Annotated in this window: 10 protein-coding genes; 5 read left to right on the top strand and 5 right to left on the bottom strand. The window is 70.8% G+C overall.

Annotated features, from left to right (window positions below; all coding sequences use genetic code 11):
* The first annotated feature begins 26 nt into the window (after positions 1-26).
* From G3I56_RS24070 to G3I56_RS24055, 4 genes are all read left to right on the top strand, one after another.
* Positions 27-1,346, top strand: a complete 1,320-nt coding sequence (locus G3I56_RS24070; RefSeq protein WP_203690519.1) for an FMN-binding glutamate synthase family protein — start codon at positions 27-29, stop codon at positions 1,344-1,346.
* On the top strand, positions 1,343-2,431 hold the full coding sequence (locus tag G3I56_RS24065; protein WP_164412265.1) for an FAD-dependent oxidoreductase: 1,089 nt from the start codon (positions 1,343-1,345) through the stop codon (positions 2,429-2,431). Before G3I56_RS24070 ends, G3I56_RS24065 begins: the two co-directional genes overlap by 4 nt.
* A gap of 9 nt (positions 2,432-2,440) precedes the next feature.
* Positions 2,441-3,103: an XRE family transcriptional regulator gene (locus G3I56_RS24060; RefSeq protein ID WP_239135062.1), complete on the top strand. Its 663-nt coding sequence runs from the start codon at positions 2,441-2,443 to the stop codon at positions 3,101-3,103.
* 150 nt (positions 3,104-3,253) lie between these two features.
* Positions 3,254-4,552 carry an ammonium transporter gene (locus G3I56_RS24055; RefSeq protein ID WP_164412263.1) on the top strand — a complete coding sequence of 433 codons (1,299 nt, stop codon included), beginning with the start codon at positions 3,254-3,256 and terminating at the stop codon, positions 4,550-4,552.
* Between the two features lie 56 nt (positions 4,553-4,608).
* Here G3I56_RS24055 and G3I56_RS24050 read toward each other — a convergent pair whose 3' ends face one another.
* Positions 4,609-5,196: a TetR/AcrR family transcriptional regulator gene (locus G3I56_RS24050; protein ID WP_343240042.1), complete on the bottom strand. Its 588-nt coding sequence runs from the start codon at positions 5,194-5,196 to the stop codon at positions 4,609-4,611.
* 157 nt (positions 5,197-5,353) lie between these two features.
* On the opposite strand from G3I56_RS24050, the gene G3I56_RS24045 reads away from it, so the two are divergent.
* Positions 5,354-6,280 (top strand): alpha/beta fold hydrolase, encoded by a 927-nt coding sequence (locus G3I56_RS24045; protein WP_164412259.1) that lies wholly within the window; start codon positions 5,354-5,356, stop codon positions 6,278-6,280.
* Positions 6,281-6,430: 150 nt separating this feature from the next.
* Here the strand turns inward: G3I56_RS24045 and G3I56_RS24040 are convergent, their stop codons facing one another.
* The 4 genes from G3I56_RS24040 to G3I56_RS24025 form a co-directional block, all read right to left on the bottom strand.
* The gene (locus tag G3I56_RS24040) at positions 6,431-9,487 is read right to left on the bottom strand and encodes an FG-GAP-like repeat-containing protein (RefSeq protein WP_164412257.1); all 3,057 of its coding nucleotides are present in this window, start codon (positions 9,485-9,487) and stop codon (positions 6,431-6,433) included.
* A 103-nt stretch (positions 9,488-9,590) separates the two neighbouring features.
* Positions 9,591-10,118 (bottom strand): SRPBCC family protein, encoded by a 528-nt coding sequence (locus G3I56_RS24035; RefSeq protein ID WP_164412255.1) that lies wholly within the window; start codon positions 10,116-10,118, stop codon positions 9,591-9,593.
* Positions 10,119-10,163: 45 nt separating this feature from the next.
* Positions 10,164-11,930, bottom strand: coding sequence for a SpoIIE family protein phosphatase (locus G3I56_RS24030; protein WP_343240037.1), 1,767 nt, complete (start codon positions 11,928-11,930; stop codon positions 10,164-10,166).
* A 335-nt stretch (positions 11,931-12,265) separates the two neighbouring features.
* Positions 12,266-12,850: a TerD family protein gene (locus G3I56_RS24025; protein WP_164412253.1), complete on the bottom strand. Its 585-nt coding sequence runs from the start codon at positions 12,848-12,850 to the stop codon at positions 12,266-12,268.
* Positions 12,851-12,988: the final 138 nt, after the last annotated feature.

Genomic DNA, 12,988 nt, shown 5'->3' with positions numbered 1-12,988 from the left:
CCTCAGCCCTGATGAAGGAGTTGACCTTGGAAGCCGCATCCCACGGCCTGCGTGAGTCGGCGACGTTCGACCGTGCCACCATTCACGCCATTCAGCGTGCCGCCGAGACCGGTATCTATGACATCCGGGGGTGGGGTGCCAAGCGCCGACTGCCGCACTTCGATGATCTGTTGCTGCTCGGTGCCTCCATGTCCCGTTATCCGCTGGAGGGTTACCGGGAGCGCTGTGACACCGACGTCGTCCTCGGCGCCCGGCACGCCAGGAACCCGCTCCGCCTCGCCACCCCGGTCACCATCGCCGGTATGAGCTTCGGGGCTCTCTCCGCCCAGGCCAAAGAGGCCCTCGGGCGTGGTGCCAGTGAGGTGGGGACGTCGACGACCACCGGGGACGGCGGGATGACGCCCGAGGAGCGTGGGCACTCCAAGCACCTCGTCTATCAGTACCTGCCGTCCCGCTACGGCATGAACCCCGACGACCTGCGTGCCGCCGACGCCATCGAGGTCGTCCTCGGCCAGGGTGCCAAGCCCGGCGGCGGGGGCATGCTGCTCGGCCAGAAGATCACCGAACGGGTCGCCGGTATGCGGACGTTGCCCGTCGGCATCGACCAGCGCAGCGCGTGCCGCCACCCGGACTGGACCGGCCCCGACGACCTCGCCATCAAGATCCTTGAGCTCCGCGAGATCACCGACTGGGAGAAGCCGATCTATGTGAAGGTCGGCGCGACCCGGACGTACTACGACGTCAAGCTCGCCGTCCACGCCGGCGCCGACGTCGTGGTCGTCGACGGCATGCAGGGCGGTACGGCCGCGACCCAGGACGTCTTCATCGAGCACGTCGGCATCCCCACCCTGGCAGCCCTGCCCCAAGCGGTGCGCGCACTACAGGAGTTGGGCGTCCACCGCGAGGTCCAGCTGATCGTCTCCGGCGGGATCCGGGGCGGCGCCGACATGGCCAAGGCCCTCGCACTCGGCGCGGACGCGGTCGCCATCGGCACGGCCGCGCTCATCGCACTCGGCGACAACCATCCGAAGTACGACGCCGAGTACCGCCGACTGGGCTCCGCAGCGGGCTACTTCGACGACTACCAGGACGGCCGCGACCCCGCCGGCATCTCCACCCAGGACGAGGAACTCGCCGCCCGCCTCGACCCGGTGGACGCCGGACGCAGGCTCGCCAACTTCCTCCGTGTGATGACCATGGAGGCCCAGACCCTCGCCCGCGCCTGTGGCAAGGCCCACCTCCTCCATCTCGAACCCGAGGACCTGGTGGCCCTTACGATCGAGTCCGCCGCCATGGCGCGTGTCCCGCTCGCGGGGACGAACTGGATCCCCGGGGAGGGACTGTGATCGCCGTCGTCGGCGCCGGACTGATGGGTGCGGCCACCGCCTGGCAACTGGCCCGGCAGGGGCACGAGGTCACCCTGATCGAGGCCTACGACATCGGTCACCGGCACGGCAGTTCGCACGGCAGCTCGCGGATCTTCCGGCGGGCGTACGCCGACCCCTTCTACGTAGGGCTGACCGGGCAGGCGTACGAGCAGTGGCGGGAGTTGGAGGACGACAGCTCAACTCCCCTGCTCCGCAAGACCGGTGGGCTCGACATGGGCGAGGACCGCGACCCCGGGGCGATCGCAGGCCTGCTCGGCGCGGCCGGAGTGCCCCATGAACTCCTCGGCCCGGAAGCCGCGTCGGAGCGCTGGCCGTACATCCGTATCACCGGGCCGGTGCTGTACCACCCGGACGCGGGCACGGTCGATGCCGACGAGACCGTCGCCGCCTGTGTACGGCGGGCGATCGAGCACGGCGCGCGGGCGGTCATCGGCAACCGGGTCACCGGCATCGAGGTCCGGGGGAGCGGCGAGGTGCTCCTGCGCACCGACGACGGTGACGAGATCCTGGCCGACACGGTGGTGGTCGCGGCCGGCGCCTGGCTGCCCGAGCTCCAACTGCCCGTCCCCCTGCCGCCGTTGGCGGTGACCCAGCAGCAGGTCTTCCACTTCCGGCAGCGGGATCCGTCCGTCAGGTGGCCGACCCTGATCTGGGACGGGGAACTGCACCTCTACGGCCTGCCCTCGGGAAGCGACGGCGGCCCGCTGCCCGCGATGAAGGTCGCCGAGCACGACCGCGGCACGCCCACCACCGCCCGTACCCGCGACGGAGTCGTCGACCCGTCGTCGCGCACCCGGGTGAGCGGCTTCGTCCGCGACCGCCTCCCCGGCCTCGAACCCGACCCGGTCGCCGAGGCGACCTGCCTCTACACCACCACCCCCGACGAGGACTTCGTCCTCGACCGCCACGGCCCGTTCGTCATCGTCTCCCCGTGCTCCGGCCACGGCGCCAAGTTCGCCCCGCTCATCGGTGCGATGGCCGCCGACCTGGCCACCGGCCGCGCCGAACCCCATCCCCGTTTCCGCCTGGCACGTGCTGGTTAAACTGCGCCGATGACCGAGCACCACGAAGATGGCGAAGCACCCGAGGACTCCGAGTTGTACTCCGAGGTCTCCGAGGTCTCCGAGGTCTCCGACGACAAGGCGCTGGAGCGCGTCATCGCGGTCCGGGCCCGTGAGTACCGGCAGGCGGCGGGGCTGTCGGTCGGCGAGATGGCGATCCGGGTCGGTATCTCCAAGGCCATGCTGTCGAAGATCGAGAACGCCCAGACCGCGTGCAGCCTCACCACGCTCTCCCGGCTCGCGCGCGGCCTCGACGTCCCGGTCACCGCCCTGTTCCGCGGTATGGACGACGAACGCGAGGCCGTTTTCGTCCCGGCCGACCACGGCGCCCGGATCGTGCGGCGCGGCACGAGGGTCGGCCACGAGTACGCCCAGCTCGGCTCGCTCAGGGGCGCCCACAAGCGCATGGACGCCCTGCTGGTCACGCTGACCGAACAGAGCGAGGTCTTCCCGCTCTTCCAGCACGCCGGCACCGAACTCCTCTACATGCTGGAGGGCGTCATGACCTACGGCCACGGCAAGTCCAGCTACACCCTGCGCCCCGGCGACGCCCTCCAGTTCGACGGCGAGGCGCCGCACGGCCCCGAGCGGCTGGTCGAACTCCCCATCCGCTTCCTGACGGTGACGGCCTTCGGGGACAGCCCGCAGCACTGAGACCCAGCCACTGCATCCCAGTCGCTGAAACCCAGCCACGGCTACGGAAACCCGGCCTTAATCGGCCACAGGGGTGTCCTGTAACGCACCACCTGTCTACTGCGGTGAAACATCGTTTCCCTCAGTTGGACTTCTCCGTGGAGTGTGCGCATGGACACCGGAAGTACCGCTTGGATGCTCGCGAGCACGGCACTCGTCTGTCTGATGGTGCCGGGCCTGGCGCTCTTCTACGGTGGCATGGTCGCCGCCAAGAGCGTCCTGAACATGATCATGATGACCTTCGGGTCCGTCGCCCTGGTCGGCTGCATCTGGGTCGTCTACGGCTTCTCGGCCGCCTTCGGCGACTCGATCGGCGGCGCCGGCCTGCTCGGTGACGTGTCCGAGTTCTTCGGCATGAGCGGCGTCATCGCGGACGACCCGAAGGCGGTCATCCCGCTCTCCGTCTTCGCCGCCTTCCAGGCCCTGTTCGCGGCCCTCACCGCCGCCCTGATCTGCGGCGCGATCTCGGACCGCATCAAGTTCGGCGCCTGGATGGCCTTCTCCGGGATCTGGGTCACGCTGGTCTATCTGCCCGTCGCCCACTGGGTGTTCGCCTTCGACGGCAAGGGCGTGACGGGCGGCTGGATCGTGAACAAGCTCGGTGCCATCGACTACGCGGGCGGTACGGCCGTCCACATCAACTCCGGCGCGGCGGCGCTGGCCGTGATCCTCGTCCTCGGCAGACGCATCGGCTGGCAGAAGAAGGGCGGCCAGGAGCGTCCGCACAACCTGCCCCTGGTGATGCTCGGCGCGGGCCTGCTGTGGTTCGGCTGGTTCGGCTTCAACGGCGGCTCCGCGCTGTCCTCGGGCAACGCCGCCTCCGTCGTCGTACTGAACACCTTCACCGCCACCTGCTCGGCGATGCTCGGCTGGCTCCTCGTCGAGAAGGTCCGCGACGGCCACTCCACGACGCTCGGCGCGGCCTCCGGCGCCATCGCCGGTCTGGTGGCGATCACCCCGTCCTGCGGCGCGGTCTCGCCGGTCGGCGCCCTCGCCCTCGGTGCCGTCGGCGGCGCGGTGTGTGCTCTCGCGGTCGGCCTGAAGTACAGGTTCGGCTACGACGACTCCCTCGACGTCGTCGGCATCCACCTCGTCGGCGGCCTCACCGGCACGCTGCTGGTCGGCGTACTCGCCACGTCGGACGCCCCGAACGGCGTCGACGGCCTCCTCTACGGCGGCGGCTTCTCCCTCCTCGGCAAGCAGGCGGTCGGCGCGTTCGCCGTCCTCGCGTACTCCTTCGCCGTGACCTGGCTGATCGCCAAGGTCCTGGACAAGACGATGGGCCTGCGCGTCCGCCCCGAGGTAGAACAGGAGGGCGTCGACGTCCACCTGCACGCGGAGAGCGCCTACGACCTCACCCACCCACCGACCACCACGTCCCCGGTGCCGGAGCCTGCCGCTGCGGGATAGGCGGCGCACCTCTTCTGCCGCCCGGCCCACCTGTGGGACGGGCGGCAGAAGAGTGTTCAGTCCGTCGCCAGCCCCGTCAGGAGCAGCTCGACCAGGCGCCGCGGATCGTAGCGCGGGTCGCTGTCGTGCCCGATGCAGAGGTTGCCGATGCCTCGCATCAGCTCGTACGCCTGCGTACCGGACCTGATCTCACCGGCCTCGACCGCCGCGTCCAGCAACCGGCCGCAGACCGGTACCAGGCGGTCGAGGAAGTAGGCGTGCAGCGCGTCGAAGCCGCTGGTGTCCGACTGCATCGCGTTGGCGAGGCCATGCTTGGTGACCAGGAAGTCGACGAACAGGTCCACCCACTGACGGAGTGCCACGAGCGGTGAACCGGCGTCGGCCAGCAGGGTCGGGCCGGCCTCGGCACAGGCCTCGACCTGGTGACGGTAGACGGCGACGACGAGGTCCGCCCGGGTCGGGAAGTGGCGGTAGATCGTCCCCATCCCGACGCCCGCGCTCGCCGCGATCTCACGGATCGGCGCGTCGACGCCGGAGGTGACGAACACCGCGGCCGCGGCGGTGAGCAGCGTCTGCTGGTTGCGCTGGGCGTCGGCCCGCTTGCCCCGGACCGGCACCTCCCCGGACGTGCCCACAGGCTTCACCACGCTGTCCTCCTCCATCCTTTCGCCACCCTTCTCCGCCCTTCTTCTCTGCCTTCTTCTCTGTCCTTCTCTGCCCTTTGACAAAGCGGAACAGTGCTCCGTATATTAAACGGAACGCTGTTCCGCTTCATTTTCCAGTCTAAGGGACGTATGCATCATGAGGGAAACTTCTGTCCTCTCGGTCGCTCCGGTAGTACTGCCGACCTCTGACCGAGCCGTGGACCTGGCGATACGGATCTCCGCGCCCGTCACCGGGAACGAGCTGCCCGTCATCCTCCTCTCGCACGGTCAGGGCCACTCGAACAACCTCTCCTCGCTCAACGGCTACGCACCCCTCGTCAACTACTGGGCGGCGCACGGCTTCGTCGTCGTCCAGCCCACGCATCTCAGCTCGACGACGCTGAGCCTGCCCGCCGACACCCCCGGGGCGCCCATGTACTGGCGGTCGCGCGCCGAGGACATGACGCGCGTCCTCGACCGGCTCGACGAGATCGAGGCCGCCGTCCCGCAGCTCGCCGGGCGCCTGGACCGGGGGAGGGTCGCCGTCGCCGGGCACTCCATGGGCGGGCACACCGCGAGCCTGCTGCTGGGCGCCCGGCTCACCGACCCGGACGACGGAACGGTGGTGGACCTCACCGAGCCCCGGATCAAGGCGGGTGTACTCCTGGCCGCGCCGGGCCGGGGAGGCGATGCCCTCACCCCGCACGTGACCGAGAACTGGCCCTTCTTCTCGACCCCGGACTTCTCCCGTATGACGACACCCACGCTCGTCGTCGCCGGCGACAAGGACGCCTCCGCCTTCCTGACGGTCATGGGCCCGGACTGGCACACCGATCCCTACGTCCTCGCCCCCGGCCCCAAGTCCCTGCTCACCCTGTTCGACGCGGAGCACGGCCTCGGCGGCATCTCCGGATACGACGTCGCCGAGACCACCGACGAGAACCCCGCGCGGGTGTCCGTGGTCCAACGGCTCACAACGGCCTACCTCCGCACCGAGCTCCACCCCGGGGACCCGGCCTGGCAGTCGGCGTGCGACGAGCTGACGGCCGCCCCCGACCCGCTGGGACAGGTCGAGTCCAAGTGACCAGGTGACCAGGTGCGGTCAGGTTTGGTCGCCGGCGCGCATCCCGGCGACGAACCGCCGTGCCACGTCGACGAGTTCGCTGCCGGGTGCGTCGCCGAGCAGGTCCGCCGTCAGTGTGACGTCCTTGGTGAGGGCCGGGTCGGCGGTGGGTCAGTACAGGCCCTTGTACGCCTGCCAGCCCGTGGCGATCCTCGTACGGGGCCCGAACGACCCCTTGCCGTCACCGGAGTTGCGCCACACGTTGCCGGCCGTATCGCGGGAGACGATGTCCGCCCTGGCGTCGCCGGTGATGTCGCCGACGCCGATGACGACGTTGTAGTTCGAGCCCCAGTTGACGGCGACCTTGACCCGCGCCCTGAAGCCGCCGGTCCCGTTGCTGTCGTACCGCCACAGGGTGTTGGACCTGTCCTGGGCCAGCAGCTCGCCGCGGCCGTCGCCGTTGAGGTCGCCGACGCCCACGATCTTCTTGTAGCCCGACCAGTTCGCGGCGACGCGCACCCGCGCCGACAGCTTTCCCGCACTCGTGCCCTTGTAGAGGAACAACTCGCCCGTGGACGCCTTGCGCGCGATCAGGTCCGGGCGGCCGTCGCCGGTGATGTCACCCGGGGAGGTCAGCAGGTTGTACTGGTTCCAGCCGGTGCCCAGGGAGGTGTGCGGAGTTCCGGTGAGGAAGGCCTGCCCGCGCATGGTCCGGTACGCCCGCAGTTCGCCACTGCTGAACCGTACGAGGATGTCGCCACGACGGTCGCCGTTCAGGTCGCCGAACGGGACCGGCGTCACCGAGGAGGGCCAGCCCCCGGCCGCCATGGCCGAGCCGAATGCGCCCTTGCCGGTGCCGGGCCGGTAGCTGATGACACCGGACGACGACAGGGCGAGTACGTCGCCGATCCCGTCGGGCGCCCAGGTGCCGCCGTTGGTGAAGTCGTGGCGTACGGCGGCCCCGGCGGAGACGTTCACCGCCTGCGACGTCGTCAGCGCGGCGCCGGACCCGTCGGCGGGCCGCGCCGTCAGCTTGAGCGTGTACGCGCCGTTGGGCACGAGCGCACCCGCGGTGTTCCGGAGGTTCCAGCGTGCGGTCAGGTCGCCGTTCACCGCACCGCCGGTGAGCGTACGCACCACGGCGCCGGTGGCCTTGCTGGTGAACGTGGCCGTCCAGGAGGCGGCGGGCTTGGAGAGGAGTCCGCGCCACTGCCACCACGGGCTGGTGCTCGCGCTGCTCTCCGAGGCGTTGTCGGTGACCTCGGACTCGATGACGCCGAGCGGCTGGGTGGCGACGCCGCTGGGCACGAGATGGATCCGGTGGTCCGCGTCGACGTAGGCCGCCGGTCCGCCGAACTTGTCCACGGTCCAGGTGACGCCCCGCAGGCTGGAGTTGCCGGCAGCCAGGTCGCCGATCTTCCGGGTGGCCGCGCCGCCGTCGGCGAAGTCGGTGAGCAGAAGGGCGCCCGCCGAGGTGTCGTGGCGTACGAGGTAGCCGTCGCCGAGCAGTGCCTGGCCGGACGGTACGGGGATGTTCTTCTTCGCCGTACGGTCCCAGACGCCGGCCGAGGCGGTCGGGCCGCACGACCAGTAGATCCAGCGGCCGACCGTCTGCAGCTCCTTGGGGACGCAGGGGGCACCGGTGTTCACGGTGTCGGTGGCCTTGCCCGTCTTCAGGTCCCGGGCGGTGACAACGCCCTTGGCCGTGCCCGGGGACCACAGCCTCGTCCCCCATACGGAGGCGGCCGTGACGGAGCGGGTGAGGACCGGCTGGAGGTCGGTGTAGACGCCGAGGTCGCCGACGTACTGCTTGGCGGGGGAGGAGCCGTTGACGATCGCGTAGCGGCCGGTGATGTCGAGGACGCTGCCGGAGGCGGACGGCAGATAGAAGCCCACGGGGTCGGTGTCGATCGACTGGACGTACGACCCGGCGGGATCGGAGTCGGCGGTGAACGTCACCGCGCGCCCGTTGCCGGTGGCGTACGGACCTGCCCCGCGGCCGTCCCATGCCTGCCAGGTCGACGGGCCCGGCGAGTAGGACGTCCCGGTCGTCGAGACCTTCCGCGTGTAGTAGGCGCCGAGGAAGCTGCTGTCGGCCTCGTCGGTGACCATGGTGCCGTTCTGCAGCGACAGATGGTCGATCCTCGCGGCCACCGGCGGAACAGCGGTCAGCTCTGTCAGCGTCGGCGCGTCCGCCCCCGTGTCGGCGACCTTCCGTACCGCCCAGTGCCCGGAGTCGGCGCCGCCCGCGACCAGCAGGGCGCCGTCGGGCGTGGGGGTGAGCGAGGTGTTCGCGTGCCGGAGCAGGGTGAGCGGGGTGCCGCCCGCGAGGGGGACGGCCGTGAGCTGCTGGCCCGACAGGTCGACCAGGTTGCCCGACGACGAGGTGGAACGGGCGACCACCAGCCAGCGGCCGACGATGCCCAGGTAGGGGGTGCCCAGCGTGCCGGGAACCGGCACCGTCGTCTCGGCGGCGGACAGGTCGGCGCGGTTCAGGACGTGTGCGGTGGTGCCGGACGCGTACCAGACCAGCCGGTCCGCGCCCAGTACGACGGCCGTCGGTTCGGTGGACACCGTCACGTCGCCTACGACCTTCGCGGCGGCCAGGTCCACCAGCGCCAGGTGCCGTTTGCCCGCGAGGGCGTAGCTGATGACGGCGGTGTCGCTGTCGCCGCCCAGGGTCGTGAAGTTGGCGGTGATCCCGGTCGGCCAGCCGTCGACCGTCGTGCCTTCGGCGGGCGCGCCCTCGCCGTACAGCCACAGCAGCCGGTTGCCGTCGGTGTCCCGGGCCTGGGTCAGTACGTGCCTGCCGTACGTGGCCCAGTACGTGCCGTGGGTGATCGCGACGTCGGTGCCGGTACCGGCGGCCATGTCCCGCAGGACGACCTTCCCGGTGGCCGAGACGACGTCGGTCACGGTGTCGGAGGACGAGCCGAGGTACGCCGGGAGGTTGAGCCGGGGGAGTTCGCCCAGCTCGGTGGTCGCACCGGTGCCGTACGACGTCCACAGGTAGCCCGGCTTGCCCTCCTGGGCGTGGAGATAGCCGCTCGGGCCGGCGGCGTACAGATGGTCCTGGCGCGGGACGTACCGGTCCGACTGGAAGACCGTGTCCGCGGCGACGGTGGTATCCGCGTCGGCCGGGACGGAGAACGGGCCGGGACCGGCGGTCACGGTGAGAACGGCGAGCGTGGCTATGACGCCGCGGGCGACGGCATGACGGCGGACCAACTCAGGCCTCCTGGACAGAAGATGGTCCAGCCTCCGGCTGTCCCCCCATGAACGAATGCCACAAAACTAACAGCAGCCCCACGCCCACCAGGTCAGGTACTGGTCAAGCATTCCGCTCGACCGTCCGGGCGAGGATTCCGAGCGTGGCGCGCAGTGCGGACTCCTGGAGGATGGGGAAGATCCCGGCGGCCCGGTACCGCTCGTGGATGCGGCTCCAGTCGTAGTACGAGGTCACCTCGGTGCCGTTCGCCGTAGGGCGGAGCCGGTAGCCGAAGTGGTGGTTGATGGAGGGCTGGAAGGAGGGGTGGGTCGGTGTCCACTCGATGAGCGTGTCCTGCTCGAACCGGGTGATCTCCACGGTGACGTCGTAGCGGCCCATCGGCCGGTCGTTCAGCGCCTCGCGGTCCATGTGCACGACGAACGAGTCCCCGGCCGCGCGCACCGCCTCGCCGTCGGCGGCCTGGAGCATGCCCGAACTGTCGATCGCCACATGCCCGGCGGGGTCGCAGAGCACGTCGAATATCCGGGTCGCCGGGGCGGAGATGGCACGGCTCACCTCGAACCGTTCGACCTTCTCCGCCTGGTCTGCCTGGTCCGCCTGTTCCACATGTTCTGTTCGGTCCGCTGTCATGACTTCCCCGCTCCCGCTCGTCGGCCTCGTCGACCGGCCGGAATTCTAGCTCCCGGCTTTGTTGTACCTGGCGGCGACCAGCGCGATGTCGTCCTCCGGGTCGGCGGGGGCGACCTGGTCGAGGACCTGGTCGAGGAGGTCCTCGGGGGCCGGGCAGCCGCGGATACGGGTGAGGCGGCGCAGGGAGGCGTCGATGTCCTCGTGGCGGCGTTCGATCAGACCGTCGGTGTAGAGGAGGAGGGTGTGGCCCGGCTCGCAGGGGGTCGTGAAGGAGACGTACCGGCTGTGGCCGGTGCCCAGGGGCGGTCCGGGCGGGACGGGGAGGAGCGTGGCCCGGCCGTCGGGGCGGAAGACGACGGGGGGCAGGTGTCCGGCGCTGGCGTAGGTGCAGATGCCCCGGCGCGGGTCGGCGACGGCGATCAGGCAGGTCGCGGGACGGTCGGCGGCGGTGGTGTGGAGCAGGTGGTCGAGTTCGAGCAGGATGCGGTCGGGGCCGGGTTCCCGGGCGGCGACCACGCGCAGCATGGCCTGGTAGCGGCTCATCGCGACGGCGGCCTCCAGACCGTGGCCCATCACGTCACCGAGGGCGAGCAGCGTACGTCCGTCGTCGAGGGCGACGGTCTCGTACCAGTCCCCGCCGACGAGCACACCCCGCCCGGCGGGCCGGTAGCGGTAGGCGACGTCGATGTCCGGGTGCGGCCGGCCCGGCTCGGCCAGCAGGGCGCGCTGCAACTGGACGACGGCGTTGTGCTCGGTGGTGTAGCGGCGGGCGTTGTCGAGGCTGATGGCGGCCCGGCCGGCCAAGTCCTGGGCGATGACGGCGTCGGTCTCGTCGAACAGGGGTGAGTCGCCCGCCCGGACCATGGTGACGGTGCCCACCTCGTGGCCGCGGGCGGTCAGCGGCACGATCAGGGCGGAGTGGATGCCGGCGGCCAGATAGGCGGCGACATTGCCGGTGTGGGCGGCGGCGCGGCCGATGTCCTGCTCGTCCATCAGGTTGTCGATCACCGGACGGCCCTCCGCCAGACAGCGGACGACGGACGAGCCGGGCTGGTGGTCGACGTACTCACCGGGCCGCCCCAGGGGCCGCATCACCCCTTCCAGCTCGGGCACCGCGGCCAGCGCCGCCCGGCGCAGCCGCAGGGATCCGTCGCGGGGCGCCCGGCTGGTGCCGTGCTCGGGGAGGACCTTCACGGTGGCGGCGTCGGCGAGCTTCGCCACCAGGAACTCGGCCAGCTCCTGGCAGGTGGTGTCCATGTCCAGGGTGGTGCCGACGCGGGTGGCGGCCTCGTCGAGCAGGGCGAGGCGCTCACGGGCCCGCTCCAGCTCCCGCTGCTCCTGCCGGGCGGCCGAGATCTCCAGCACGATGCAGACGATCCCCAGCGTCCGGCCGTCCTGCCTCAGCCGGTGGTAGGCGCCGTGCCAGTAGCGGCGTTCCAGCGGGGAGTCGGCCTGGGTGTGGCCGCTGGAGATGGTCTCGCGCGGGATGCCGTCCGCGATGACGGCCCCCAGCACGTCCTCACGGGCCTCGACGCCCGGGACGACCTCGGCGACGGTACGACCGAGGTGCTCGGAGGCCGGTACGCCGTTCATGCGCGCGAGGGCGGCGTTGACGTACCGGAAGCGCAGCTCGGTGTCGAGGACGGCGATGGCGGCGGGCGTCCCGTCGAGAATCTGCCCGAGCAGCTCACGCGCCCGCGCCGACCAGACGTGCCAGAACCCGGGACCACTCTCCGGCGCCCCCACGCCCAGGTCCTCGTCCTCGCGCTTACCCTCGCCCGCGCTCTCGTCGCCGGCCCGCTGCCGGTCCACTCCAGCATCCGATCATGGGTGGGGGGTGAGCGCACGCGGAGGTGCGGGGGGTTCTTCCGGTTCACGGCGGGATGCCGCCACTGAACGAAGGGGGCCGGCGGGACCCGGACGAGCGACCTGGGTCCCGGTGGACGTTTCCGGCTCTCGACCGGGAGGACCAGGACGTTCTTCGTCGTTGCCCGGCACGGCAGCGCTCAGCGTCCGCCGCGTGGACGCGCCGCGGGCCGTCCTGGACCGGAACCTGCGCCGGTTTCAGGTCGCGCGCGGGGCGCGCGGTGCCGCCGGTGTTGCGCACCGGCGGCAGACGGGACCGCGTGACTCCCCGCGATGTACGGCTACTTGCTCGCGGCGAAGCGCATCAGGGCGAGTTCGTCGCCCTGCTTGATCTTCCCCGTGGTGTTGATCACTTCGAGCTTCCAGGCGGCGCCGGACCGGACGGCCTTGGCGACGGCGCAGCCGTTGTCCGTGGTGAGCATGCTGGGCCAGATGTCGGCGACCTGCTGGGTGCTGCCGCCGCTCGCGTCGTACACCTTGAAGCTGACGTTGCGCGCCTTCTGGAAGGAACTGCCCTTCTTGTAGGCGGCGGCGATGAACACGATCGAGGTGATGTGGGGCGGGATCTTCGCGAACTCGACCGTGACGGTCTCGTCGTCGCCGTCCCCGTGCCCCGTCTGGTTGTCCCCGCTGTGGAGCAGGGAGCCGTTGCCGATGGGGTCGAGCGAGTCGAGGCCCGCCAGGCGCACCGGGTCGCCGTCGTGCATGGCGATGGCGATCAGGTCGAGGTCGGTGCCGGTCTTGCGGCGGAGTTTGCCCATCACTCCGCCGCTCGCACCGGAGGTGGGGTCCCAGGAGGCCCCGATGGACAGATGGGTCACCCCGTCCAGGTCCGCCGGGCCGTCTTCCTTCGTGAGAGTAATCATGGGCCCATACTGCCTGGGCCCCACCGGGGTCCCGGAACAGGGCCGCCATGATGGCCGGGGACTCCGGGGCCACCGTTCCCAACAGATCTTTGTCGGGGGCGTGTTGGGCGCAGGACGGGTGGGAGTGGGGGACCCGGA

Source organism: Streptomyces sp. SID12488 (assembly GCF_010548275.1).
GTDB lineage: Bacteria > Actinomycetota > Actinomycetes > Streptomycetales > Streptomycetaceae > Streptomyces.
Note: the sequence above shows the minus strand (reverse complement) of the source record. Positions and strands in the feature narration are given on the sequence as shown.

Excerpts from the sequence above, each read along its gene's own strand:
- G3I56_RS24025 (WP_164412253.1), bottom strand. The coding sequence starts at position 12,850 with ATGATTACTCTCACGAAGGAAGACGGCCCGGCGGACCTGGACGGGGTG.
- G3I56_RS24060 (WP_239135062.1), top strand. The coding sequence starts at position 2,441 with ATGACCGAGCACCACGAAGATGGCGAAGCACCCGAGGACTCCGAGTTG.
- G3I56_RS24055 (WP_164412263.1), top strand. The coding sequence starts at position 3,254 with ATGGACACCGGAAGTACCGCTTGGATGCTCGCGAGCACGGCACTCGTC.
- G3I56_RS24035 (WP_164412255.1), bottom strand. The coding sequence starts at position 10,118 with ATGACAGCGGACCGAACAGAACATGTGGAACAGGCGGACCAGGCAGAC.
- G3I56_RS24045 (WP_164412259.1), top strand. The coding sequence starts at position 5,354 with ATGAGGGAAACTTCTGTCCTCTCGGTCGCTCCGGTAGTACTGCCGACC.